Annotated in this window: 20 protein-coding genes; 11 read left to right on the forward strand and 9 right to left on the reverse strand. The window is 75.8% G+C overall.

All coding sequences use genetic code 11. The features are described 5' to 3' along the window. Nucleotides 1-91: 91 nt before the first annotated feature. Together crtI and KPF22_RS11720 are read right to left on the reverse strand one after the other, a co-directional pair. Nucleotides 92-1,651, reverse strand: a complete 1,560-nt coding sequence (crtI, locus tag KPF22_RS11715) for a phytoene desaturase family protein (protein ID WP_224402417.1) — start codon at nucleotides 1,649-1,651, stop codon at nucleotides 92-94. Between the two features lie 5 nt (nucleotides 1,652-1,656). After that, on the reverse strand, nucleotides 1,657-2,757 hold the full coding sequence (locus KPF22_RS11720; protein WP_208821950.1) for a polyprenyl synthetase family protein: 1,101 nt from the start codon (nucleotides 2,755-2,757) through the stop codon (nucleotides 1,657-1,659). A gap of 189 nt (nucleotides 2,758-2,946) precedes the next feature. Between KPF22_RS11720 and KPF22_RS11725 the strand changes: the two genes are divergently transcribed. Further along, the gene (locus KPF22_RS11725) at nucleotides 2,947-3,870 is read left to right on the forward strand and encodes a methylenetetrahydrofolate reductase (RefSeq protein WP_062396074.1); all 924 of its coding nucleotides are present in this window, start codon (nucleotides 2,947-2,949) and stop codon (nucleotides 3,868-3,870) included. Nucleotides 3,871-3,996: 126 nt separating this feature from the next. On the opposite strand, the gene KPF22_RS11735 is transcribed toward KPF22_RS11725, so the two are convergent. Continuing rightward, nucleotides 3,997-4,419, reverse strand: a complete 423-nt coding sequence (locus KPF22_RS11735) for an ATP-binding protein (protein WP_208821806.1) — start codon at nucleotides 4,417-4,419, stop codon at nucleotides 3,997-3,999. A 186-nt stretch (nucleotides 4,420-4,605) separates the two neighbouring features. Here KPF22_RS11735 and KPF22_RS11740 point away from each other — a divergent pair, with 186 nt between their 5' ends. Continuing rightward, the gene (locus KPF22_RS11740; RefSeq protein WP_224402051.1) at nucleotides 4,606-5,715 is read left to right on the forward strand and encodes a glycosyltransferase family 4 protein; all 1,110 of its coding nucleotides are present in this window, start codon (nucleotides 4,606-4,608) and stop codon (nucleotides 5,713-5,715) included. On the opposite strand, the gene KPF22_RS11745 is transcribed toward KPF22_RS11740, so the two are convergent. Beyond that, complete coding sequence (locus KPF22_RS11745) at nucleotides 5,628-6,146, reverse strand: hypothetical protein (protein WP_224402052.1); 519 nt, start codon at nucleotides 6,144-6,146, stop codon at nucleotides 5,628-5,630. The genes KPF22_RS11740 and KPF22_RS11745 overlap by 88 nt on opposite strands. Before the next feature lie 152 nt (nucleotides 6,147-6,298). Between KPF22_RS11745 and KPF22_RS11750 the strand changes: the two genes are divergently transcribed. After that, the gene (locus tag KPF22_RS11750; protein ID WP_208821816.1) at nucleotides 6,299-7,168 is read left to right on the forward strand and encodes an SAM-dependent methyltransferase; all 870 of its coding nucleotides are present in this window, start codon (nucleotides 6,299-6,301) and stop codon (nucleotides 7,166-7,168) included. Between the two features lie 9 nt (nucleotides 7,169-7,177). Here KPF22_RS11750 and KPF22_RS11755 read toward each other — a convergent pair whose 3' ends face one another. Then, nucleotides 7,178-8,686 carry a PucR family transcriptional regulator gene (locus KPF22_RS11755; RefSeq protein ID WP_224402053.1) on the reverse strand — a complete coding sequence of 503 codons (1,509 nt, stop codon included), beginning with the start codon at nucleotides 8,684-8,686 and terminating at the stop codon, nucleotides 7,178-7,180. Between the two features lie 115 nt (nucleotides 8,687-8,801). Between KPF22_RS11755 and KPF22_RS11760 the strand changes: the two genes are divergently transcribed. The 6 genes from KPF22_RS11760 (at nucleotide 8,802) to KPF22_RS11785 (ending at nucleotide 17,323) form a co-directional block, all read left to right on the forward strand. Then, nucleotides 8,802-10,223: an aspartate aminotransferase family protein gene (locus KPF22_RS11760; protein WP_224402054.1), complete on the forward strand. Its 1,422-nt coding sequence runs from the start codon at nucleotides 8,802-8,804 to the stop codon at nucleotides 10,221-10,223. A gap of 103 nt (nucleotides 10,224-10,326) precedes the next feature. Beyond that, on the forward strand, nucleotides 10,327-12,723 hold the full coding sequence (locus KPF22_RS11765) for a glycerol-3-phosphate 1-O-acyltransferase (RefSeq protein ID WP_224402055.1): 2,397 nt from the start codon (nucleotides 10,327-10,329) through the stop codon (nucleotides 12,721-12,723). Then, nucleotides 12,710-14,227: an HAD-IB family hydrolase gene (locus KPF22_RS33095; protein WP_208821829.1), complete on the forward strand. Its 1,518-nt coding sequence runs from the start codon at nucleotides 12,710-12,712 to the stop codon at nucleotides 14,225-14,227. Before KPF22_RS11765 ends, KPF22_RS33095 begins: the two co-directional genes overlap by 14 nt. After that, nucleotides 14,224-15,660, forward strand: a complete 1,437-nt coding sequence (locus KPF22_RS11775) for a wax ester/triacylglycerol synthase domain-containing protein (RefSeq protein WP_224402056.1) — start codon at nucleotides 14,224-14,226, stop codon at nucleotides 15,658-15,660. Before KPF22_RS33095 ends, KPF22_RS11775 begins: the two co-directional genes overlap by 4 nt. Further along, complete coding sequence (locus KPF22_RS11780; RefSeq protein ID WP_208821835.1) at nucleotides 15,657-16,451, forward strand: alpha/beta fold hydrolase; 795 nt, start codon at nucleotides 15,657-15,659, stop codon at nucleotides 16,449-16,451. Before KPF22_RS11775 ends, KPF22_RS11780 begins: the two co-directional genes overlap by 4 nt. After that, nucleotides 16,448-17,323, forward strand: a complete 876-nt coding sequence (locus KPF22_RS11785; RefSeq protein WP_208821838.1) for a MaoC family dehydratase N-terminal domain-containing protein — start codon at nucleotides 16,448-16,450, stop codon at nucleotides 17,321-17,323. The genes KPF22_RS11780 and KPF22_RS11785 overlap by 4 nt, the downstream gene beginning before the upstream one ends. 40 nt (nucleotides 17,324-17,363) lie before the next feature. Here KPF22_RS11785 and KPF22_RS11790 read toward each other — a convergent pair whose 3' ends face one another. Genes KPF22_RS11790 through KPF22_RS11800 form a run of 3 tightly spaced genes read right to left on the reverse strand, consistent with a single transcriptional unit; the run spans nucleotide 17,364 to nucleotide 21,476 of the window. Further along, nucleotides 17,364-18,116 carry a Clp protease N-terminal domain-containing protein gene (locus KPF22_RS11790; RefSeq protein ID WP_224402057.1) on the reverse strand — a complete coding sequence of 251 codons (753 nt, stop codon included), beginning with the start codon at nucleotides 18,114-18,116 and terminating at the stop codon, nucleotides 17,364-17,366. 49 nt (nucleotides 18,117-18,165) lie between these two features. After that, on the reverse strand, nucleotides 18,166-19,455 hold the full coding sequence (gene dinB, locus KPF22_RS11795) for a DNA polymerase IV (RefSeq protein ID WP_208821844.1): 1,290 nt from the start codon (nucleotides 19,453-19,455) through the stop codon (nucleotides 18,166-18,168). 47 nt (nucleotides 19,456-19,502) lie between these two features. Then, nucleotides 19,503-21,476 carry a hypothetical protein gene (locus KPF22_RS11800; protein WP_224402058.1) on the reverse strand — a complete coding sequence of 658 codons (1,974 nt, stop codon included), beginning with the start codon at nucleotides 21,474-21,476 and terminating at the stop codon, nucleotides 19,503-19,505. On the opposite strand from KPF22_RS11800, the gene KPF22_RS11805 reads away from it, so the two are divergent. Next, nucleotides 21,475-22,302 (forward strand): hypothetical protein, encoded by an 828-nt coding sequence (locus KPF22_RS11805; protein ID WP_208821850.1) that lies wholly within the window; start codon nucleotides 21,475-21,477, stop codon nucleotides 22,300-22,302. The genes KPF22_RS11800 and KPF22_RS11805 overlap by 2 nt on opposite strands. A 47-nt stretch (nucleotides 22,303-22,349) precedes the next feature. Beyond that, a complete protein-coding gene (locus KPF22_RS11810; protein WP_224402059.1) occupies nucleotides 22,350-23,153 on the forward strand; it encodes a DUF1684 domain-containing protein in 804 nt (267 codons plus the stop codon). Nucleotides 23,154-23,256: 103 nt separating this feature from the next. On the opposite strand, the gene KPF22_RS11815 is transcribed toward KPF22_RS11810, so the two are convergent. Continuing rightward, on the reverse strand, nucleotides 23,257-24,633 hold the full coding sequence (locus KPF22_RS11815) for an Nramp family divalent metal transporter (RefSeq protein ID WP_224402060.1): 1,377 nt from the start codon (nucleotides 24,631-24,633) through the stop codon (nucleotides 23,257-23,259). Nucleotides 24,634-24,691 lie beyond the last annotated feature (58 nt).

Genomic DNA, 24,691 nt, shown 5'->3' on the forward strand with positions numbered 1-24,691 from the left:
CGTGTCCGTGTGTGCTGGTCGGGCATCGTCGTGAAGCATGATTCCACGCCCCTCGGCGCTCGTACTCGGCGCCCGCCCGCAGTGCCCCTCCTCAGGGCCCCGTGCGTGCGGCGGCCCCGCGTCCGGCGTGCTCGGCCGGGCGCGGACCGGTGATCCGTTCGGCCGCGAGCCGGCCGGAGATCAGTACCGGCGGGATCCCGACGCCCGGGGTCGTCCCGCACCCGGCGAGCACCGCGTTCGCCGTCCCGCGGACCAGGTTGCGCGGCCGGAACGGGCCGGTCTGGGCCAGTGTGTGCGACGCCGAGAACGGCGTGCCCGCGGCCATCCCGGCGGCCGCCCAGTCCTGCGGGGTCCACATCCGGGTCCAGCTCGGCTGCGCGGAGGGGTCCACCAGCCCGCGGTCGGCGAGCACACCGAACAGCTCCTCGGCGTACGCCGGGCCGACCCGGTCCCAGTCGATGCCGGGCGCCACCGCGGTGTTCGGGCACGGGGCGAGCACGCTCATGACCTCGCGCCCGCCGGGCTGCAGCGACGGGTCGGTCAGCCCGGGTCGGGTGACCAGCAGTGACGGGTCGGACATCAGCCGTCCCTCGTCGATGATCTCGCGGAAGGTGCCCGCCCAGGAGCCGCCGAAGGAGATCGTGTGGTGGTGCTGCGCGGTGCCGGGGGCGGGCGCGGGCATCCCGGCGTGCACGACGACGGCGCTGGGCGACCAGCGCAGCCCGACCGGGCGCCGCGGGGCCCCGCCGAGCAGGGCGTAGGCCGCGGGGAGCTCCGGGGTGAGCACGACCGCGTCGCACGGGGTCAGCGACTCGTCGGCGCCGTCGGGACCGGTGTGCCGGACCGCGGTGACCCGGTTCCCGGAGCGGTCCAGGCCGGTCACGGTGCGGCCGTAGTGGATCTCCGCTCCCGCGTCGGCGGCGGCGCCGGCCAGCGCGGTGCCCATCATCCGCATGCCGCCGCGCGGGAAGTACACGCCCGCGACGGTGTCCATGTAGGCGATCACGCCGTAGGCGCCGAGCGCGTCGCGCGGGGAGACACCGGCGTAGAGCGCCTGGAAGGAGAACACCCGGCGCAGCCGCTCGTCGGGCAGGAAGCGGTCGATCCGCTTCCCGAGCCGCCCGAAGCCGCCGAGTGCGGCGAGCCGGGCCAGGTCGGGGCCCAGCAGCGACAGCGGCGAGTCCATGTTCGCGCCGATGAAGTTGTCCATCTCGGCGCGGTAGAGGTCGGTGAGCCAGCGGCGCAGCCGCCGGTACCCGGCCGCGGAGTCCGGGCCGCACTGCTCGCGGATCTCGTGCTCCATGGCGGCGGCGTCGGTGTGCACCGCGATGGCCGAGCCGTCGGCGAACTCGGCCCGGTACGCCGGGTCGAGCCGGACGAGGTCGAGCCGGTCCGCGGTCGTCTCGCCGACGGCGGCGAAGGCGGAGTCCAGCAGCTCCGGCATGGTCAGCACGGTCGGCCCGGTGTCCAGGGCGTAGGTGCCGTGGTCGTCGGTCACGTCGAGCCGCCCGGCGCGGCCGCCGGGGAAGCCCTCCCGCTCGACGATCGTGACGCGGCGGCCCGCGCCCAGCAGGTGCAACGCCGTCGACAGTCCGGCCAGCCCCGCCCCCACGACGACGACGTGGTCGGTGCGCCCCTCGATCCGCCGCACCCCGCTCACCAGGCCCGCCGGGTCGCGCGCTCGGCCAGCTCGAACAGGTGTGAGCGGCCCGGTTCGGCGACCGGTGCGGAGTCGAGGGCGTCGAGCGCGGCGCCGGTGAGCGCGGCGATCCGCTGCTCCACCGACTGCACCGCGCCCAGCTCCGACAGCGCGGAGCGGGCCCGGTCCAGGCTCGCGGCGTCCAGGTCGGGGTCACCGAGCGCGGAGAGGACGACGTCGGCTGCGGCGCGGTCCCCGCGCTGCTCGGCGCGCTGCAGGGCCGCGGCCACCAGCAGGGTCCGCTTGCCCTCACGCAGGTCGTCCCCGGCGGGCTTGCCGGTGACCCGCGGGTCGCCGAACACGCCCAGCAGGTCGTCGCGCAGCTGGAAGGCGACGCCGATGTCGGCACCGTAGCGCCGGTAGGCCGCGACGACCCGCGGGTCGGCCCCGGCGATCGCCGCGCCCAGGTGCAGCGGCCGCTCCACGGTGTAGGCGGCGGTCTTGAACCGGTCGATGGTCAGTGCGGTCGACTCGGCGGTGTCCCCGGAGGCCTGGGCCAGCACGTCGAGGTACTGGCCGGACAGCACCTCGGTGCGCATCGCCCGCCACGGCTCGGCGGCGCGGGTGTGGGCGCCCTCGGGGAGCGCGGCGGCGTGGAACATGTCGTCGGCCCACACCTGGGCCAGGTCCCCGATGAGGATCGCGACGGCGGCGCCGAACCGGGCCGGCGGGCCCGACCAGCCGTTCGCCGCGTGCATCCGGGCGAACTCGACGTGCACCGTGGGCCGGCCGCGCCGGGTCGAGGAGGCGTCCATCAGGTCGTCGTGGACCAGCGCGCACGCCTGGATCAGCTCCAGCGAGGCGATCGCGCTCAGCACGCCCTGCGCGTGCGGGTCGGCCGGGTCACCGCCCGCGCCGCGCCAGCCCCACCAGGCGAAGGTGGGCCGCAGCCGCTTCCCACCGCCCAGGACGAACCCGGCCAGTGCGTCGGCGGCCGCCGCGACGACCGGGTCGATGCCCAGCACCTCGGTGCGTCGGCGGTCCAGGTACCCGGCCAGCACCCGTTCCACGTGCTGGGGCAGCGCGTCGTCGAGCGGCGCCGGACCTGCCGTGGACAGGCCCGGGGATCCGGACGGACCGGACGGTGCGGACACGGGGGAGACGGGGTCGGCCACGACGACCAGGCTATCGGTGCACCCGGGACCCGGCCCGTCGATGCCGTCGTGGTGCACGTCATGGCGGGGCGCGGGCGGTGCGCGCCGGTCGGTGGACGACCGACCGGCGGTGCGCACCGTAAGGTCGTCGGGGTGACGACGAGCTCCGCATCCACGGTGACCGAACGGATCAACGTCGACCGCCCCTTCTTCGCGGTGGAGTTCTTCCCGCCCAAGGACGACCGGGGCGAGGCGGAGCTGTGGCGCGCCATCCGCCGCCTCGAGGTGCTCGACCCCGCCTACGTGTCGGTGACCTACGGCGCGGGCGGTTCCAGCCGCGACCGCACCGTGCGCACGGTCGAGCGGATCGCCACCGACACCACGCTCTGCTCGATGGCGCACCTGACCGCCGTCTCGCACTCGACCGACGAGCTGCGCCACGTGATCGGGTCGCTGGCCGCCGCGGGCGTCCGCAACATCATGGCGCTGCGCGGGGACCCGCCCGGCGACCCGCTCGGCGAGTGGGTCGCCCACCCCGAGGGGCTCGAGTACGCCGACCAGCTCGTCGCGCTGATCAAGCGGTCCGGCCCGTTCTGCGTGGGCGTCGCCGCGTTCCCCTACGGCCACCCGCGCTCGGCCGACCTCGACGCCGACACCGAGCGGCTCGTCGGGAAGTTCCGGGCGGGGGCGGAGTTCGCCGTCACCCAGCTGTTCCTGGAGCCCGACGGCTTCCTGCGGCTGCGCGACCGGGTCGCCGCCGCCGGTTTCGACCAGCCGATCATCCCCGGCATCATGCCGCTGACGTCGGAGAAGACCTTCCACAAGGGGCCCGAGCTGTCGGGCTCGCCGCTGCCGGCGGCGCTCGTCGAGCGGCTCGCGCCCTACTCCGGTGACACGGCGGCGTTCCGCGCCGCGGGCATGGAGGTCACCGGCGAGCTGTGCGAGCGGCTGCTCGCCGAGGGTGTCCCCGGGATCCACTTCTACTGTCTCAACCGGTCGACGGCGACGACCGAGCTGGTCGAGCGTCTCGGGCTGGCGCCGCGCCACGAGGGCACCCGGCTCTCCACGCCGGCCTGACCGTCCGCGGCGGGGCCCGCACCGGCCCGCCGCGGTGAGCCCGCCCCGGCGGACCCGGCCCGGCCACCGGGTCCCCGGCCGGGACCGCCCGGCCCGGTGGTTCCGGCCCGCCGGACGGGCGGGTGGTCAGGAGGCCGGGCGCACCAGGTGCAGGTCCGGTGCCGGGCGGGCGCCGACCGGCCCGACATCGGCCCAGGTCGTCTTGCCGCCGCGGTGCCGGCGCACCCCCCAGCGCTGCGAGAGCCGGCCGACGATCTGCAGCCCGCGTCCGCGGGTCGCGGTGGGGTCGTAGGGCTGCTCGCGTCCGCACACGACCGAGCCGTCGCGCACGCGCAACCGCACCGCGCCGTCGCGCACCCGTGCGGTCACCAGCATCGGGGTGTGCGCGTGGTCGACACCGTTCGCCACCAGCTCGTGCAGCACCAGCGTCGCGTCGCCGACGGTCACGTCGTCCACCAACGGGGTCAGGAACCGCGTCAGCTCGTGCCGGGCCGTGCGGCACGCGGCCGCGTCGGGCTCCACCCTGAGGATCCAGGACTGCGCGGTCACGGGCCCGCCCCCTCCACGTCCTGCCGGGCCGGCCCGCCCGACGCGACCCGATTACCCGATGTGCCCGCCTCGCACACCCCCGCGGTCGCCCACCCGTGGGCGGACCGGAGCGGGTACGGTCACGGGTCCGACGCGTAGAGCCAACTGCGCGTGCCCGCAGCCGCGAGCACGACGTGGAGGCTCCGCTTGCGCATCGCCGTCATCCGTACCCCCGAGGTCCCGCGAACGTGCGGCGCGGGGATCACCGCCGCCTCGCTGGCCGCCGCCGGTCACGCGGTCCGGGTGTTCACCGACGTCCCCGACGACCCCGACCTGACCGCCCCGGCCGGAAGCGGCACGCTGCGCGTGCAGCCGTGGGACGCCGGGCAGGACACCGCACTGGCCGCGGCCTGGTCCGACGACCCGCCCCAGGTGGTGCACGCCATCGGACCGCGCGCCGGGGCCGCCGCCGTCGCGACCGGGGTGCCGGTCGTGCAGGTCTATCCGGCCGACTGCCCGGGTCCGGCCGCGATCCCCGCGGCCCGGACCGGGTCCGCGCAGGGGGCGGCCCGCGTGCTCGCCTCCAGCGAGGAGCAGCACGCCGCCCTGCTGCGCCGCGGGGTGCCGCGGGCGGTGCTGCGGACGGTGCCCGCCGCCGTCGACACCGACGTGTTCACCCCCGACGGCCCGGCGCTGCGCCGGGACGACCGGCCGCGGCTGCTCGCGGTCGGCTCGCTGGCCGACGGCGCCGGGATGGACACGGTGATCCGGGCGCTGTCCCGGATCCGCACCGCCGAGCTGCTCGTCGCCGGCGGCGCGGCGGACCCGGATCCCGACCGCGCGCGCCTGTTCGGCATCGCCCGCGAGGCCGGCGTCGCCGGGCGCGTCCGCTTCCTCGGGCCGGTCGAGGGCGGCCTGATGCCGCGGCTGCTGCGCTCGGCCGACGCCGTGGTCGCCGCACCGGAGCGCGACGTCGGGGTCGGGCCGGTCCTGCAGGCGATGGCCTGCGCGCGGGCGGTCGTCGCGACGAGCGTGGGCGGGCTGCAGGACGTCGTCGTCGAGGGGGTGACCGGGGTGCTGGTCCGCCCGTTCCGGCCCGCCGAGCTGGCGGTCGCGCTGCGCGGTGTGCTCGGCGACGACGCCCTGCGCGCCGGGCTCGGGATCGCGGGCCGGGACCGTGCGGTGTCGCGGTTCGACCGGGCGCGGATCGCCGGTGCCCTGACCGTCGTCTACGGCGAGCTGGTCGGTGAGCCGGCCGCCGAGCCCGCCGAGGAGGACGACCCCGAGGACCGCGCTCCGGTCGGCGCCGCGGGCTGACCCGACGGCCACGCCGGGGCGCGGAGGTCCCGGACCGCGCCCTCGACGGCCGCGTGCCGGTGCGGCCCGGGTGCCCCGGGCCGGCGGATGACCTGGAAGTGCCCGGTACGGCGGACCCGCCGGGCCAGCGCGACGCGGTGCCGGGGCGGGGCGACCAGGCGGCGGTGCACCCGCTGCAGCCCGGCCCCGCCCGCGAGCGCGACCGGCAGCGCCACGACCACGTGCCACCACGACGTCGCCCAGAAGTGCACGGTCGCGACGAACAGCGCGGTCCAGCCGAGCGCGGCCGTCCGGAGCAGCGTCAGCCGCAGGCGCAGCGGCCGGTCGCGGCAGCCGCGTCGCAGGACCGGGGCGGTGCGCGTGAGCACCCACAGCCAGTACAGCGCGAGCAGGGTGAGCGCGAGGTAGCCGGTGACCCGTCGGAGGTCCATGTGGCCCCCCCTCGGCCCCGGTCCACTCGGTGTTACGGCTCACACACGCAGTGTCGGTATGGGATGCGGTGTCCGGTACCGCCTGCGCCGTGCGAGTGATCATCCGCGTGACTGATGAGCAACGCTAACCGTCTGCTCCTAGCGTGATCGTCATGCGCACAGCCGACGATCAGTGGGACATCACCAGCAGCGTGGGCGCCACCGCCCTGGCCGTCGCCGCGGGGCGGGCGCTGGAGACCCGTCGCGCCGACCGGCTGGTCGACGACCCCTACGCCCAGCGGTTCGTCGACGCGGCCGGGACGCTGTCGGCGGCACCGCGGGACCCGGACGACGCCGCCGACCCGTGGGTCGTGCAGGCCGGCTACCAGGGCGTGCGCTCCCGGTTCTTCGACGAGGCCCTGACCGGTGCCGGGACGACCCAGGTCGTGCTGCTCGCCGCGGGCCTCGACGCGCGGGCCCTGCGCCTGCCGTGGCCCGCCGGGACCACGGTGTTCGAGGTCGACCAGCCGAAGGTGCTGGACTTCAAGGACGGGGTCGTCGCCGGAGCGGGGATCACGCCGACCGCGCGCCGGGTCACCGTGCCGGTCGACCTGCGCCACGACTGGCCCGCCGCGCTCACCGCGGCCGGCTTCGACCCGGACCGGCCGACCGCCTGGCTGGCCGAGGGCCTGCTGCCCTACCTGCCCGCCGACGCCGAGCGGCTCCTCTTCGAGCGGGTGCACGCGCTGTCGGTGCCGGGCAGCCGGATCGCCGTCGAGCACTTCGGCGACCAGGTGGAGCGGATCGCGGACGATCCGTCGTTCCGCGAGGCGGCCCAGGAGATGCTGCACACCACCGACGTCCGCGAGCTGTTCTTCGCCGAGCCCCGGGCCGAGTCCTGCGACGACTGGCTCCGCCGCCACGGCTGGACGGTCACCGCCCGCCCGGTCCGCGAGGTCGCCGCGGGCTACGGGCGGCCGCTGCACGACACGGTCACCGACACCCTCGGCTCGGCGACGCTGCTGTGGGCCGACCGGCCCTGAGCGGCGGGCTCAGCGGGCGGCACGGGCGTCGACGAGCAGGGCCAGGTGCAGCGCGGTCCGCACCTCGGGGTCGGTGAGGTCGAGGCCCAGCAGGCCGGACAGGCGGCGCAGCCGGGCGTAGGCGGCGGGGCGGCCCACCCCGAGCCTGCGGGCGACGTCGGCGACGACCCCGCCCGCCCCGACCAGGGCCCACAGCGTGTCCCGGGCGTCGGCGCGCCCGGCGGCGGGCAGCGCCGCCACCGGGCCGAGCACGTCCGCGGCGAAGCCGAGCAGGGCCGGGTCGTCGCCGAGGCGGTGCACCAGCCCGCGCAGCGCGGGCACCCGGACGGGACCGCGGCCGCCGGTCGCGGCGTGCGCGGCCGCGTCGTCGCGGGCCCGGCGCAGCAGGTCCGCCACGGCGGCGAACGGGCCGGGCCCGGCCGCCGCCGCGGCCACCGTGGTGGGCAGCGCGGCGAGCAGCGGGCCGCCGTCGCCGGGTACGAGCACGACCAGCTCACCGGGTGCGGGGGAGACCACCGTCGCCCCCGGTGCGACGACGGCGAGCGCCGCGTCGACGGCCTGCTCCGAGTCGACGGCCTGTTCCGGGTCGACGGCCCGACCGGGGGCGTCGTCTCCGGTCGGGCGCAGCGCCACCACCGACAGCGGAACCTCGGTGTCCAGCCCGGCGGCGCGGGCCCGCACCGCCAGCCGTCCGGCGTCGGACGGCACCGCGACGGCAAGGTCGGCCACCAGCGCGTCGCGGGCGGACCGCAGCAGGCCCTCCGGCGACGGGTCGAGCAGCGACACCGCGTCCGCGGCGGCGTGGAGCAGTGCGCGGACCCGGTCGGCGGTGCCCGGCGTCGGCCGCGACGGCACCGCCAGCCGCCCCCACCGTGCGCCGGGCCGCCCGACCGGCGCGGTCACCCAGCCCTCCGGCCCGGCGGGCCCGGCCAGCCGCGAGCGCGCCGCCCAGTCCCGCAGGTCCGGTCCGCCCGCGGTGAGCAGCACCCGGTGCGCGAGGTCCTCGCACACCACGGGCGCGTCGATCCGGCGGGCCAGCTCGTCGACCACGCGCTTCGGCGGCACCCGGTGCAGGGCGAGCGAGCGGAACGCGGCCTCGACGCCCGGCGGCTCCGGGTCGTCGTCGCGGTGGGCGACCCGCCCCAGCACACCCGCGACGATCTCGGCGAAGCGCACCGTGCGCCGCAGCTCCACCAGCGGGAACCCGGCCGCCCGGGCGGCCTGTACCAGCCCGGCGGGCAGCGACGGCAGCTGCCGGCCGATCTCCACGACCAGCCCGACCGCCCCGGCGGCCCGCAGCGCGTCGACGTAACGGGCGGGGACGGTGGTCGGGTCGGCCACCGGCACCCCGACCGAGAGCACCAGCACCCCCGGCGGCAGCGTCCCGGCCGGGTCGGCGACCTCGCTGACGTGCACCCAGCGCACCGGCGTGCCCAGCGCCGCCCGCCCGGCCCGTACGGCGGGCGCCCCGGCCCGGACCTCCGGACGGGCCAGCACGTCGGCGATGGTCGGGTGCACCGGGATCCACTCCGTCCGCCGCGCGGTCGAGGACGATACGGATCGTATCCCTGACCGGGGTCGCCGCGGCGCCGACGATCAGAGGCGTACCGCGCCGCTACCGAGGGAGCCCCACGTGACCGCCGTCGAGAACACGACCCGGACCGAGGCCGGAGCCACCCCGGACGCGCCCGTCCTCTCACCGCACGCCGACGCCGCCGGGCGGCATCTCTGGATGCACTTCGCCCGGATGCACGGCCGGGACGGCGCTGCCCCGATCCCCGTCATCACCCGCGGCGAAGGCGTGCACCTGTGGGACGACCGCGGCCGCCGCATCCTCGACGGCCTCGCCGGCCTGTTCGTCGTGCAGGCCGGCCACGGGCGGCGTGAGCTGGCCGAGGTCGCCGCGAAGCAGGCGTCGGAGCTGGCGTTCTTCCCGGTCTGGGGCTACACGACCCCGCCCGCGGCCGAGCTCGCCGAGCGGCTGGCCCACCTCGCCCCCGGCGACCTGAACCGGGTCTTCTTCACCTCCGGCGGCGGCGAGGCCGTCGAGAGCGCCTGGAAGGTGGCCAAGCAGTACTTCAAGCTCCGCGGCCGCCCGCTCAAGCACAAGGTGATCTCCCGGGCGACGGCGTACCACGGCACCACCCACGGGGCGATGGCCGTGACCGGGCTGCCCGCGATGAAGAAGGACTTCGAGCCGCTGGCGCCCGGCGGGTTCCGCGTACCCAACACCAACCTCTACCGCCACCCCGAGTTCGACGGCGACGCCGAGGCCCTGGGCCGCTGGGCCGCCGACCGGATCGAGGAGGCCATCGCGTTCGAGGGCGCGGACACCGTCGCCGCGGTCGTGCTGGAGCCGGTGCAGAACTCCGGCGGCTGCCTGACCGCGCCGCCGTCGTACTTCGCCCGGGTCCGCGAGATCTGCGACCGGCACGACGTGCTGCTCGTCGCCGACGAGGTGATCACCGGCTTCGGCCGCCACGGCGCCCCGTTCGCCAGCGCGAAGTTCGGGTTCACCCCGGACATCATCACCTGCGCGAAGGGCATGACCTCCGGCTACGGGCCGCTGGGCGCGATGATCGCCTCGGAGAAGGTGATCGAGCCGTTCCTCGCCCCCGGCGTCACGTTCCCGCACGGCTACACCTGGGGCGGGCACCCGGTCTCGGCCGCCGTCGCGCTCGCGAACCTCGACCTCATGGAGCGCGAGGACCTCTACGGCAACGTCCTGGCCCACGCCGGCGCGTTCGGCGCGACCCTCGACCGGCTCCGTGACCTGCCGATCGTCGGCGACGTCCGCGGCGACGGCTACTTCTGGGCGATCGAGCTCGTGCGGGACCGCGACACCCGGGAGACCTTCGGCCCGCAGGAGCGGGAGCGGCTGGTGCGCGGGTTCCTGCCCGGGGCCCTGTTCGAGGCGGGCCTGTACTGCCGCCCCGACGACCGCGGCGACGTCGTGATCCAGCTGGCGCCGCCGCTGATCGCCGGGCAGCCCGAGTTCGACGAGATGGAGCAGATCCTGCGGCACGTGCTCACCGAGGCGCAGAAGATCGTGTGAGTCGGCGGGCGACCGCCGCGTCGGGTTGTTGCCGAACCCGCGGGTAACTAGGTTGACCCCCGCAGGCGCCGCACCGCGGCGGTGCATGCCGACGGGGGGCTCCATGACGACCGACGACCTCACCGGCGGACGCGAGGTCGTGGTGACCCAGGCGCGGTCGCACACCGAACGCGGCATCCTGCGGCGCTGGGCCGAGGAGCGGCACCCGGGCGCGACGGTCGTCGGGATCGGGGCGAACGGCGAGGTCCCGTCCGCACTGGGGGAGGCCCTGCACGGCGACGACACGGTGATCGTCCCGGCCCGCGTGGCCTGGGTGACCCCCGAGCCCGAGGACGGCGGCCCGGTCCGCAAGCTCACCGGGCTCGCGACGTCGGCGGTGATGCGGATGGCGTGGTCGCCGCTGCACCCGTCGATGGCCCGGCACCGCCCGGACGCGGCGCGCGTCGTGGCGGGGGAGCCGGCGACCGTCGCCGACCTGGTGTCGCGGTTCGTCGCCCAGGAGAGCGGGCGGCCGGGCAGCAACGGCTTCACCCGGTTCGTCGCCCGCCAGGCCGTGCTGGCCTGCGACCGCGCGGAGCGGCGCATCCTCGGCGACCGCTACAAGGTGCCGCGCCGGATGGTCGAGCAGATCACCTCCTCGGCCCGGTTCCCGGCCCTGGTCGAGCGGCTCGCCCGCCAGACCGGCAGCCCGGCCACCGAGGTCGAGCAGCGCCTGGAGTCCTGCCTGCACGAGATGGCCGCCGTGCAGAGCCCGCCCGCCATCGACCTCTTCCGGGCGATGATGGGGCCGATGCACGCCAAGGCCTGGGACGTGCAGGTCGACGAGTCCGGGCTGGAACGGCTGCGCGAGCTGAACAAGGAGCACGCGCTGGTGTTCCTGCCCAGCCACCGCTCCTACGCCGACCCGCTGCTGTTCGCCGAGGTGCTGCACGACCGCAACTTCCCGCGCAACCACGTCCTGGGCGGCAACAACCTGTCGTTCTGGCCGATGGGATCGCTCGGGCGCCGCGCCGGGATCGTGTTCATCCGCCGCACCTTCGGCGGGGACACCGTCTACAAGGCCGCGATCCAGGAGTACCTGGGGCATCTGCTCGCCAAGCGCTTCAACCTGGAGTGGTACATCGAGGGCGGCCGCAGCCGCACCGGCAAGCTGCGCAAGCCCCGCATCGGGCTGCTGCGCTACCTGGTGTCCGCGCTGGAGGAACGCCCCGAGCTCGACGCGGTGCTCGTCCCGGTGTCCATCGTCTACGACCAGCTGCACGAGGTCGGCGCGATGGCCGCCGAGCAGCGCGGCGGGCAGAAGAAGGCCGAGGGCCTGGGCTGGCTCTACGGCTACTTCCGCGACCAGCGCCGCCACATCGGCACCGCCCGGGTGCGCTTCGCCGAGCCGTTCGCGCTGCGCCGTGCGCTCGCCGACGCCGGCCCCGGCCGGGCCCAGCTGGAGAAGGTCGCGTTCCGGGTGTGTGCGGGCATCAACCGCGTCACCCCGGCGACGGCGACCTCGCTCGCGACGTTCGCACTGCTCTGGGCGCAGGACCGGGCGCTGACCCTGCAGCAGGTCCGGGAGGTCGTCGCGCCGCTGGCGGACTACCTGGAGGCCCGCGGCATCCCGGTGCCGATCGCCGAGCTGCGGACCCGGCACGGCCTGCGGATGACCCTCGACCGGCTCGCCGAGGCCGGGGTCGTCACCATCTACGACGGCGGCACCGAGCCGGTCTTCGCCGTCAGCACCGGCCGCCATCACGTCGCCGCGTTCTACCGCAACGGCGCGCTGCACCACCTGCTCAACCGGGCGATGCTGGAGATCGCGCTGCTGCGCGTCGGCGACGCCGCCCCCGACGAGGACATCGTCGAGGTCGCGTGGCGCGAGCTGGCCCGGCTGCGCGACCTGCTCAAGTTCGAGTTCTTCTTCTCCACCCGCCGCGAGTTCCGCGCCGAGATCATCGGTGAGCTGGACCTGGTCGACCCGCAGTGGCGGACCCGGGCGGCCGACCCGGCCGACGTGCGCGGTGCGCTCCGCCAGGCTCCGCTGCTGGTCGCGCCGGGCGTGCTGCGGTCGTTCCTCGACGCCCAGCTCGTCGTGGCCGACCGGCTGGTCGCGCTGGGCGAGGAGCCGATGGCCGAGGAGAAGGAGTTCCTGGAGGACTGCCTCGGCGTCGGCCGGCAGATGCTGCTGCAGCAGCGGCTCGACCGCGCCGACTCGGTGTCGCGCGAGCTGTACGCCACCGCCGTGCGCCAGGCCGACAACCGCGACCTGCTCGGCGAGCCGGAGTCCGGCACGGCCGGGGCGTCGCTGGGGGAGCGGCGCGCCGCCTGGCTGGCGGAGGTCAGCGCGGTGATCCACGATCTGGGACGGCTGGGCGAGCTGCAGCGCGTCCGACTCGAGGTGGTCCTCGGCTCCGGCGGGACGACGGCGTCCGAGGCGGTCCCGGCGTCACCGGTGGTCCCGCCCTCCGGGGCGAAACAGCGTGCGGAAGGGGATACGGGTGTCGCCAGCTGACGGGACGCCGGCCGGGGACACCCGGGACCGGCTCCGGGCCATCCGGGAGGCGGAGCCGGGACCGGGGACGGTCGCGTACTTCGACTACGACGGCACCGTCATCGACGGCTACTCCGCGGGGGCCTTCTACCGCAAACGGCTGCGCGAGTTCGACGTCGGGCCGGTCGAGATGGTGCGCACCGTGCTGTCGGGCATGCGCGGGATCCGCACCGACGACGACTTCAAGGAGTTCCTCTCCATCACGCTCGCGACCTGGAAGGGCCGCAGCGAGGACGAGCTCCACGCCCTCGGGCGGACGCTGTTCCGTGACGAGATCGCGGGCTCGCTGCACCCGGAGGTGTGGGAGCTGGTCGCCGCGCACCAGGAGCAGGGCCACCAGGTCGTGATGGCGTCCTCGGCGACGCGGTTCCAGGTGCAGCCGATGGCCGACGAGCTCGGCGCGGACCGGGTGCTGTGCACCGAGCTGGAGGTGCGCGACGGCGTGCTCACCGGCCGGGTCGCGGGCACCTCGCTGTGGGGCACCGGCAAGGCCGAGGCGGTCCGCGCCGACGCCGCCGCGCACGGTGTCGACCTGGCGGGCTGCTTCGGCTACGCCAACGGCACCGAGGACGCGGAGTTCCTGTCGGCCGTCGGCCACGCGGTCGCGGTGTCACCGACCGACTCGCTGCGCGCGCTCGCCGGCGAGCGGGGCTGGCCGGTGCTCGACTGCGCACCCCGCGGCGGGCTGTTCCCCAGCGTCACCGACGTCGCCCGCACGGCCGTCTTCTACGGCGGCATGGCCGGCGGGCTGGCCGCCGCGGCCGGGGCCGGGCTGCTGCACGGCTCGCGCCGCCGGTTCGTCGACATGGCCGGCTCGGTCGGTGCCGACGTCGCGTTCGGGCTCGCCGGGATCGACGTCGAGGTGACCGGCGCGGAGTACCTGTACTCCGCCCGTCCGTGCGTGTTCGTGTTCAACCACCAGTCCAAGTTCGACGTGCCGGTGCTGATGAAGCTGCTGCGCGAGAGCTTCACCGGCGTCGCGAAGAAGGAGGCCGCGCAGATCCCCGTGTGGGGGCAGCTGTTCTGGGCCGCCGACGTCGCGTTCATCGACCGCTCCAACTCCCGTGCCGCCCGCGCGGCGCTGCAGCCGGCCGTCGACAAGCTGCGCGACGAGGGGATCTCCCTCGCGATGGCTCCCGAGGGCACGCGCTCGCCGACGCCCCGGCTCGGCCCGTTCAAGAAGGGCGCGTTCCACATCGCGATGCAGGCCGGGGTGCCGATCGTGCCCGTGGTCATCCGCAACGCCGGGGAGATCATGTGGCGCGGCGCCCAGACGTTGCGCGGCGGGACCGTGCAGGTCGCCGTGCTGCCCCCGGTGGACACCTCGTCCTGGGTCCCCGAGGACGCCGGGAAGTACGCCGAGGAGGTCCGCGGCCGGTTCCTCGACACCCTCGCCGCGTGGCCGGAGCGCCGCATCGCCCAGCAGTACGACCGCAGCGACCACGGCCAGGAGGACCCGGCATGAGCGACTCCCCGGCGGGCTGGGGTTCGGCCCGCGAGATGTCGCCGTTCGAGGTCATGATGTGGCGGGCCGAGGGCGACGACCCCCGTTTCCGGTCCCCGGTCCTGGCGGTCGAGCTGCTCGACGCCAAGCCCGACTGGGACCGGCTCGTCGCCGCCGTGGACTGGGCGACGCGGATGGTCCCGCGCTTCCGCGAGCGCATCCGGGAGCCGCTGGGCGGGCTCGGTACGCCGTACTGGATCCACGACCTCGAGTTCGACCTGCACTACCACCTGCGCCGGGTGCGGATCCCCGGCGCCGGACCGGGCTTCTGGGCGGAGCTGTCCCCGATCGCCGAGCAGTTCATGATGACCCCGTTCGACCGCGAGCGGCCGCCGTGGGAGGCCATGCTCGTGGAGGGGTTGCCCGGCGGGCGTGCGGCGTTCCTGCTGAAGCTGCACCACGTGCTCACCGACGGCCTGGGCGTGGTCCAGCTCCTGTCGCAGCTGCACAGCCGCAGGCGGGAGCACGACGACACCAAGCCGCAGCCCGCCGCGCCCGAGCCGACCTCGCCCGACCCGCTCGCCGAGGTCGACCGGCTGGTCCGCCGCGAGGCCGGGATCGTCCCGGCGGCCGCCCGTGCCGCCCGCGACGTCGTCGGCGCGCTCACCCACCCGCTGTCGGCGGCCCGCGACACCGCCCGCTACCTGGACTCGGCGCTGCGGGTGCTGTCCCCGCCGCCGGGCAGAGGTTCGGAGCTGCTGCGACCGCGGGGCATGTCCTGGCGGTTCGTGGCGCTCGACGTCGACTTCGCCGACCTGCGGGCGGCGGGCAAGTCGGTGGGCGGCTCGTTCAACGACGCCTTCGTGGCCTCGCTGCTCGGCGGGTTCCGGCTCTACCACGAGGCGATGGGGCACCCGGTCACCGGCGACGCGACGCTGCGCACCTCGGTACCGGTGTCGGTGCGCCGCGAGGGCGACGCCGCAGGCGGAAACCGCTGGGCACCGGCCCGGCTCGCCGCGCCGATGGGCATCGCCGACCCGGCCCGGAGGATCCGGGAGGTGGGGGAGCAGATGCGTGCGGCCCGCGAGGAGCCGGCACTGGAGAGCCCCGACGTCGTCGCGCCGCTGCTGGCCCGGCTGCCCGGCCCGCTGCTGACCCTGGTCGCGGGCGGGTCGACGCAGGGCAACGACCTCCAGGCGTCGAACGTGCCGGGGCTGCGGTCCGAGGCGTTCCTCTGCGGCGCCCGGATCGACCGCGTCTACCCGTTCGCGCCGCTGCCCGGCTGCGCCGCGATGATCTCCGTGGTCACCCACGGGGACCAGTGCTGTGTCGGCGCGAACGTCGACGCGGCCGCCATCACCGATCGCGAGGAGTTCGCCCGCTGCCTGGCCGGCGGTTTCGCGGAGATCCTCGCGCTGCAGCCCGGGGCCGCGGAGCCCATGATCGTCGGATGAGCGCGTACCACGTCGGCGGCTCGGGGGAGCCGCTGCTGCTGCTCCACGGGATGACCTCGTCGTGGCGGGCCTGGAAGCCGTTGCTGCCGATGCTGGAGGAGCACCACGAGGTCTGGGCGGTGACCATGCCCGGCCACCTCGACGGCCCGCCGATGCCCGAGGGCGAGTTCAGCGTCGACCTGCTGGTCGACGGCCTGACCGAGCAGCTCGACGCGATCGGCGTGCCCGAGCGGCCGCACGTGGTCGGCAACTCCCTCGGCGGCTGGGCCGCGCTGGAGCTGGCCCGTCGCGGCCGGGCCCGGTCGGTCGTCGCGCTGTCCCCGGCCGGGGCCTGGTCGGTGCCCGCGGACCTGTACCGGCTGCTCGCGACGTTCCGGATCGGGGCGCTGCTCGCCGGCTGGGCACCGGTGCGCGCGCTGGCCTCGTGCGGGGTGATCCGCAGGCTGCTGCTGCTCACCCTGGCCGAGCACACCGATCGCTACACCCCCGAGGAGGTCGCGGAGCTGTTCGACGACCTCGCCGGCTGCACCATCCTGGAGCCGCTGCTGTCCGCGGCCCGGATGGACACCGCGATCGCCCCGTTCGAGCAGCTGCCCTGCCCGGTGCGGATCGCCTGGTCCGGCTCCGACCGCACCATCCCCTACGGCCGCTACGGCCGCCCGATGATGGACGCCGTCCCCGGCGCCGAGCTGGTGGTGCTCCCCGGCGTCGGGCACGTGCCGATGGTGGACAACCCGGCGCTGGTGGCCTGGACGATCCTGCAGCACACCCGCTACCAGGTCGCGTCGTGACCGGCCCCGTCAACGCCCCCGCCGACCTCTCCGCCGCCCTCGACGGCTGGGCCCCCGGACCGCTCGTCGGCACCGACACCGTCACCCCGTGGTCGGTCGCCGCGTTCTCCGGGCTGCTCGACCTCGACCCGGTCGCCGCCGACGGGGACCCGCTCCCGCCGCTGTGGCACTGGCTCGCCTTCCTCGACACCCCGCCGATGTCCGCGCTCGGCGAGGACGGCCACCCCCGCGAGGGCCACTTCCTGCCGCCGGTCCCGGACCGGCGACGCATGTTCGCCGGCGGACGCCTGACCTGGCACGCCCCGTGGCGGGTCGGCGAACCGGTGACCCGCCGCCAGGAGCTCGGCCCGGTCCGGGTCAAGCAGGGCCGCAGCGGCGAGATGGCGTTCGTGACGACGCGGGCGGAGTTCCGCCGCGGCGACACGCTGCTCTGCGTCGAGGAGCAGGACATCGTCTACCGCTCGCAGCCGGCCGGCACCGTCCGGGGCACGGTCGCGCCGGACCCGGCGCCGCGCCCGGAGCACGAGTGGGCCTTCACCGTGCCGACCGGCCCGGAGCTGCTGTTCCGGATGTCGGCGCTGACCTACAACACCCACCGCATCCACTACGACCTGCCCTACGTCACCGGCGTCGAGGGCTACCCCGGCCTGGTCGTGCACGGCCCGCTGTTCGCCCTGCTCGGCCTGGAGATCGCGCGCCGCCACCGCCCGACGGCGTTCGTGCGCGGCTTCGAGTACCGCCTCACCGCACCGGCTTTCGCCGGCGCCGACGTCTGGGTCGGCGGGACCCCGCACGGGGACCGCATCGACGTCGCGGCCGGGTCCGACGGGGCACCGGAGTCGGTGCGGGGGAGCATCGAGCTCGCGACCTGAGCCTGCCCGGGTCGCGCCCCGGTGCACCACGGCTCCGCCGTCAGTTCTCCCCGGTCCCGGTCCCGGTCGCTGCCCCGCCCCCGGTCATCGCGGCGATCGCCTCGGTGACGGCCTGCTCCACCCGCTCACCGTCGACGCCCGTCCGGGTCAGGACACCGTCGCCGTCCTCCTGCTCCAGCAGGGCCAGCAGGACGTGCTCGGTGCCGACGTAGTCGTGCCCCATCCGCAGTGCGTGCCGGAAGGTCAGCTCCAGGGCCTTCTTCGCGGCCGGGTCGAACGGGATGAGAGCGGGCACCGTCGTCGCCCGTTCCGGGAGCGCGGCGACGGCGGTCCCGCGCAGCGCCGTGGTGTCGGTCCCCAGTCCGGTCAGCAGTGCGACGGCCAGCCCCTGCGGCTCGGCGAGCAGCCCGAGGACCAGGTGCGCCGGGGTGATCCGGTCGTTCCCGGCCGTACGGGCCTCGTTCTGCGCGGAGACCACGACGTTGCGGGCCCGCGGGGTGAACCGCTCGAAGCCCTGGGCCATGTTCTCCGGGGCGTCCGGACGGGGGACGAACCGCTTCTGCGCGGCCTGCTTGGAGACCCCCATGCTGCGGCCGATGTCGGTCCACGACGCCCCGGCCCGGCGGGCCCGGTCCACGAAGTGGCCGATCAGGTGGTCGGCGACCTCGCCGAGGTGGTCCCCGGCGAGCACGGCGTCGGAGAGCTGCTCCAACGGGTCCTGGTGGACCGAGGTGATGGCCTGGATGAGGTCGTCGAGGCGGACGGTGCCCCCCAGGGGCGTCGGTGACGTCATGCGTCAACCGTAAGTTGACGACGGTGGTTCGTCAACCTCGGGTTGACGATCACTCGTGTTCGGGCAGCAGGGGCACCTGCAGTCCCTCGTCGTGGCCGAGGCGGCTGGCGCGGCCCACCGAGGCCGAGCCGAACCGGCTCCGGACGGCGTCGAGCGCGGTGTCCAGGGCCGGGCCGGCGTGGGCGTCGAGGGGGAGCTCCAGCTGCAGGGCGTCGTCGCGGTCCAGGTTGGTCAGCGACAGGCCGAGCAGGGTGATGCCGCGGGCGTGGATCTCGGGAAGGGCGTCGCTCAGCAGCCGGCGGGCGGCGGAGAGGATCGTCGGCGTGTGCGCGGTCGCGACCGGCAGCGTGTGCGACCGCGTCATCCGGGCGTAGTCGCCGAACCGCACCCGCAGCACGACGGTGCGGCAGACCCGGCCGCCCGTCGCGGCCCCGCCCGCGTCACGCGGCCCGGACGGGCCGTCGCTGTCGAGGTTCTCGTCCGGCTCGTCGCGGTCGGACCCGCGGGGGGCGCGCAGGCGCCGGGCCAGCCGGTCGACGGTCGAGGCCAGGATGCCGTCGAGCTCGGCGTCGGTGCGCGGGCGGCGACCCAGGGCCCGCTGCGACCCGATCGAGCGGCGTGTCCGGTGCGTGTCCACCGGGCGGGGGTCCCGCAGGTGCGCGAGCGCGTGCAGGTGCCGTCCCGCGGCCGGCCCCAGGTAGGACACGAGCGCGGCCTCGCCGAGCGCGGCGACGTCGGCGACGGTCCGCACGCCCACCTCGTGCAGCCGCCCCGCCGTCACCGCCCCGACGCCCCACAGGCTGCGCACCGGGAGCGGGTGCAGGAACTCCCGCTCCCGCGCCGGGTCGACGACGAGCAGCCCGTCCGGTTTCGACGCCCCACTGGCCACCTTGGCGAGGAACTTGGTGCGGGCCACGCCGACGCTGATCGGCAGCCCCGCCTCCCGGGCGACCCGCTCGCGCAGCCGCGCGGCGATCTCCCGGGGCGTGCCCGCGATCCTCGCCAGACCGCCGACCTCGAGGAACGCCTCGTCGATCGACAGTCCCTCGACCTCCGGGGTCGTGTCGCGGAACAGCGCGAAAACCCGGCGGCTCGCCTCGGAGTAGGCCGCCATCCGCGGCGGGACGACGATCGCCTGCGGGCACAGCGCCCGCGCCTGGCGGCCGTTCATGGCCGTCCGCACGCCGTGCGCCTTCGCCTCGTAGCTCGCGGCCAGCACGACACCGCCGCCCACGACCACCGGCCGCCCCCGCAGGCGCGGGTCGTCGCGCTGCTCGACCGACGCGTAGAACGAGTCCAGGTCGGCATGCAGGATGGTGGCCAGGCCGCGCACGAACACATGTTCGCATGCGTCGGGGTCCGCGGCGAGCGGCTGCGCCCGACGGCTCAGGCGCCCCCGGTCCGGCTGCGCCAGCGTTCCCGGGCCCGGCGTGCGGCCTTGGCCACCGCGGCGTCCGGGTGGTGCTCGCCGAGCGCGGCCAGCACCTCGCCGACCCGCGGGTGGTCCAGCTGCCACACGGCGTCGAACACCCCGAGGGTCTCGGGCGGGAACTCGGCGGCGAACGCGTCCGGCCAGTCCTCGGCGTCGACGGTGTCCAGCGCGACGGCCAGCACGTCGATCGAGGCGATGAGCAGCAGCTCCGGCTCGACGGCGTCGGCGTCGATCTCGCCGCGCGCGACCAGCCGGCGCGCCACCATGCCGCGGTGCGGGCCGTCGAGGTGGTCGTGCAGCAGGGTGTCGACGGCCTCGGCGCCGAAGCGGTCCGCGGCCACGCCGGTCGCGGTGAGGGCGACGAGCAGGGTCTGGCCCGGTGCGAGCGCCGCCGCCACGAACTCGGCCACCGCCCGCGCCGGATCGGGCTGCGCGGCGTGCCAGGCGTCGATGTCGCGGCGCCACTCGTCGGGCGGGACCTCCCCGGCCAGCTCGACGATCTCCGCGGCCGAGGCGACCGCCGGGTCCGGCCGGGTCGGGTAGTGCAGGTCCTCCGCGGCGAGCAGCAGCAGCGCGCACGCGACCCCGCCCGGGGTGAGCTGCACGATCCCGCCGACCCGGATCCCGTCCGCCCCGTCGGGCTCGTGGCGCGACCCGGCCCATTCGACCAACCCGAGCCGCTCCAGCTGCTCCAGCAGCGTCGCGGTCCGGAGCGAGGCGACGTCGGCGTCCCCGTCCGCGTCCTCGGTCCAGTCGAGCAGCACGTCCAGGGCGTGGCGCAGGTCGTCGTGGTCGACACCGTCGTCGACGTGGCGCAGCAGGAACAGCAGGGCCGGGGTCGCGTCCTCCGACGGCGGACCCTCCTCGGCGCGCAGCAGCGCCTCGATCGCCTCGTCGTCGATCTCGCCGGTGAACACCACGTCCGCGTCGGGTGCGGTGTCGTCGACCGGCGCCGGCGCGGCCTCCCGGACGGGCAGGTCCGGGTCCGCGGTGTCCTCGGCGGCGACGTGCGGCCAGCCCGTCGACAGCGCGCCCACCTCGCGGGCGGCGAGCACCAGGTCCTCGTGGGCGGAGGTGTCATCCAGCCCGGCGAAGCGCGGCACCGCCACCAGCCGACCCGACTCCCGCCGGACGGCGCCGGCGCGCACGCTCGTCTCCAGCACCCAGGTCAGGGTCCGCAGCCGGGTCGAACGGTCGAGGCGGACGACACGGTCCGGCTCGTCGCCGGTGCCGAGCAGACCGACCAGCTCGCGGGCGTCGGCCAGGCGCAGGTTGCCCGTCGCGGTCAGGGACCGGCCGCGCGGGCCGCACCAGCCGGCCAGTGCCCGCGCATCGTGCAGGATCCGGGCCTGCGCCGCGGACGCCGCCCGGTCGGCGGGCGAGGGGATCCGCACCGGGTCCGGGTCGTCGCCCAGCTCGGTGAGCAGCGGCGACCCGGCCCCGGCCTCCAACTCGTCGTACTCCTCGACGTACTCGCCGCACAGCCGCCGCACCTGCGACGGCCGCGGCGAGCCCGGGGCGAGCAGCCCGCGCTCGTCGAGGAACTCCACGAACGCGGCCACGCTGGCGGGCACCAGCCGCACCGGCAGCCGGTGCTCCAGCACGATGTGCGGGCACCAGCCGTCGAGGAAGGTCTCGACGTGCTCCAGCGGCCAGTCGGCGAGGTCGCCGTCGCCGGCGAGCCACTTGTACTGCAGCAGCAGCTCCGCCGACATCGGTTCGGCGACCACCTCGTTCTCGGTCAGCCACGCCGCGAACCCGTCGAGGAGCTCCTGGGCGGCCGCGTGGAACTCGTCGTCGGAGTCCGGGCCGAACCGCATGCGCATGGCCCGAGTGTGCACGCCCGGCACCGGCCACCACACCCACGGGCGCCGATCGGCGTGTCCGGAGCAGGTCGTGCCGCGGGCGGGCAGGATGGGCCCGGACATGACCACACTGTTCGCCCTGCTGATCGCCGCGACCGCGATGGTCGGCAACACCGTCGCCGCCCTCTGGGAGGCCCGCGGCAGCAGGCTGGCGAAGTACGGGCGCCCGGTGTGGCTGCAGCCGTGGTTCCTGGCCGGGCTGCTCGCCGACGTCGTGGCCTGGGTGCTCACCGTCGCCGCGCTGCGGTACCTGCCGGTCTTCGCGGTGCAGTCGATCCTGGCGGGCGCGATCGCGCTGACCACGCTGGCCGACCACGGCTGGAACCCGTGGAACCTCATCCGGCGCGACCGGTGGGCGGTCGCCGCGGTGCTGGCCGGGCTGGTCGTGGTCGCCGCGAGCGCCGAGCCGGACCGCCCGGACGCGCTGCCCCCCGTGGCCACCCCGGTCCTGCTGGTGTCGTTCGTGGTGATCCTGGCCGTCGCCCCGTTCGTGTGGCGGGCCGGGCGGCCGATGCTGCTGGCGCTGCTGGCCGGGCTGGGCTTCGGCGGGACCGCGCTGGCCGTCCGCGCGATCCACCCCGGCCCGCTCCGGTGGGAGACCGCGGGCAGCCTGCTGCTCGACCCGTTGGTGTACGGCGTCGTCGCGATGGGTGTGCTCGGGGTGCTGGCCTTCGCCCGCGCCCTGCAGGACGGCGCCGTCGGCCCGGCGACGGCGGTGCTGTCGGTGACCGAGGTGGTCGTGCCCGGTCTCGTCGGGATCGCCCTGCTCGGCGACCGGATCCGGCCCGGCTGGGAGGGGGCGGCGCTGGCCGGGGTCCTCGTCGCGCTCGGCGGGGTGATCGCGCTGACCCGCCCGGACCCGGAGTCGGTCCGCCGCCGCGTGCACTGAGCCGCGGCCCGGGGAACAGCTCCGCCCGGCTGGGGTGTTGCCCCCACATGACGAGCACCCTCACCGCCCACGACGCGTGGCGCGCCGCGCGCGAGCAGACCCTCCGCGAACCGCACGGCTGGCTGTCGCTGACCGCGCTGCACTGGCTCGACGACGGTGACGGTGCCGTCCCCGGGCTGCCCGGGACCTGGCGCGCCGCGGGTCCCGACGAGGTCGCGGTCACCGCCGTCGCGGCCGACGGGGTCGTGCTGCCCGGCGCGACCGGCCCGCTCGACGGCACCGCGCACGTCCGGCCCGTCGACGGCGCCCCCGGCGTGATGGTCGCGGTGGGGGAGCGGGTCGTCGAGATCGCGCGGCGCACCGACTCGTGGGCGCTGCGCGTGCGCGACCCGCAGGCCCTCACCCGGACCGCGTTCACCGGGGTGCCCGCCTGGCCCTACGACCCGGCCGCCGTCGTCGACGCCGTGTTCACCCCCTACGACGCGCCGCGGACGGTGACGGTCGACGCCGTCGTCGCCGGGTTGCAGCACTTCCCGACCGCGGTCGGCGAGGTCGCGTTCACCTGGGCCGGTGCTCCGCAGCGGCTCGTGGCGCTGGCCGGCAAGGACGGCGGCCTGTCGCTGCACTTCCGCGACGCCACCTCCGGGGACACCACCTACGGTGGCGGCCGCATCGTGGCGACCGACGACCCGGCGCCGGACGGGACGCTGGAGGTGGACCTGAACCGGGTGGTGAACCTGCCGTGCGCGTTCACCGCCCACGCGACCTGCCCGCTGCCGCCCGCCGGCAACACCCTGGACGTGCCGGTCGAGGCGGGCGAGCGGACCCCGTCGTCTCCCGGCGCGGCCTGACGGGGGCGGACGTCCTGCAGGTCCCGACCTGCCCGGGCCGCCCCGCGCGGGGTCGCGGACCTGCCGGCGGACGACCGGCCGACGCCGCGACCCCGCGACCCGCTCAGGAGAAGAAGCGCTGGTGGAGGTCGGTCACCAGGAGCGTCAGGAACAGCGCCGAGGAGGAACCGAGCAGCACGTTCGACAGCCACCCGGACCGGCCGGCGGCCGGGATGCGCCGCGAGTTGAGCAGCAGCATCAGGGTGACCGCGAGGAACGGCATGAACACCGAGCCGAGCACGCCGTAGACCAGGGTCAGCCCGAAGGGCCGGTCGATGAACAGCAGCATCATCGGCGGGAAGGTCAGCCAGAGCAGGTAGCCGCGGAAGGGCCGCGACCGCTCGACGACGGTGGAGACGAACGCGCCCTCGCGGCTGCCGCCCGCGGCCTCGCCGTCGGCCGCGACGGTCGCCGTCCCGCCCACGGCGGCCTCGGTGCCGGCCGTCGCGGCGGCCTTCCCGTGCGGCAGGCGCAGCGTGCGGACCAGGTCGGCGAACAGCAGGCCCACGCCGTTCCAGACGCCGAACAGCGAGCTGGAGGTGACCGCGAGGAAGCCGACCAGGAACAGGATGCGGGCCCACTCGCCGTAGCTCGCGCCGAGCGCCTCGCCCAGGGTCAGCAGGCCGCGGTCGTTCTCGGTGAGGTCCTGGCCGAGCAGCATCGTGGAGCCGACGACGAGCATCGCGACGACGAAGACGCCGGTCATCGTGTAGCCGACGGCGTTGTCCAGGCGCATCATCGACAGCCAGCCGGTGCCCTTCCAGCCCTTCGCGAACATCCAGTACCCGTAGGCGGCCATGGTGATGGTCCCGCCGACGCCGCCGATCAGGCCGAGGACGTAGACCGTCGACCCGGCGGGCAGCGTCGGGACCAGCCCGGTCGCGAGGTTCCCGAGGTCGGGGGACACCAGCACCGCCACCGACACCACGGACACGAACTTGACCAGCACCAGCACGGTCATGAACTTCTCGAACACGTGGTAGCGCTGCGCCCACACCAGGGCCAGGCCGACGACGCCGGCGATCATCGCCCAGTAGCGCACCGACAGCCCGCCGAACAGCGCGTTGAGCGGCAGCCCGACCGCCGACATCGCGGTGGCCCCGTAGACGAAGCCCCAGATCACGATGTAGGCGGCGAAGAAGCCGGTGGCCCAGCGGCCCAGGTGTCGCCAGCCGTCGAGCAGTGTCGAGCCGGACGCGAGGTGCCAGCGCCCGACACCCTCGCCCAGCGCCAGCTTCAGGACCGTGCCGAGCACCGCGGCCCAGAGCAGCGCCGTGCCGTACTGGGCGCCCGCGACCATCGTCGCGACCAGGTCGCCCGCGCCGACGCCGGTCGCCGCGGCCAGCAGACCGGGGCCCAGGCTGCGGAACCGGGCGCGCCCGGTCGGTGGGATCAGGGGTTCGGACGGGTGTCGCTGCAGTCCGGTGGCGTCGTTGCTCATGCTCGGGCTCCTCGTTGCGCCGGAGGTGGTGACGCGACGGTAGGAGCGCGCCCGGCGC

This window comes from Pseudonocardia sp. ICBG1034 (genome assembly GCF_020131375.1).
Classification (GTDB): Bacteria; Actinomycetota; Actinomycetes; order Mycobacteriales; family Pseudonocardiaceae; genus Pseudonocardia; species Pseudonocardia alni.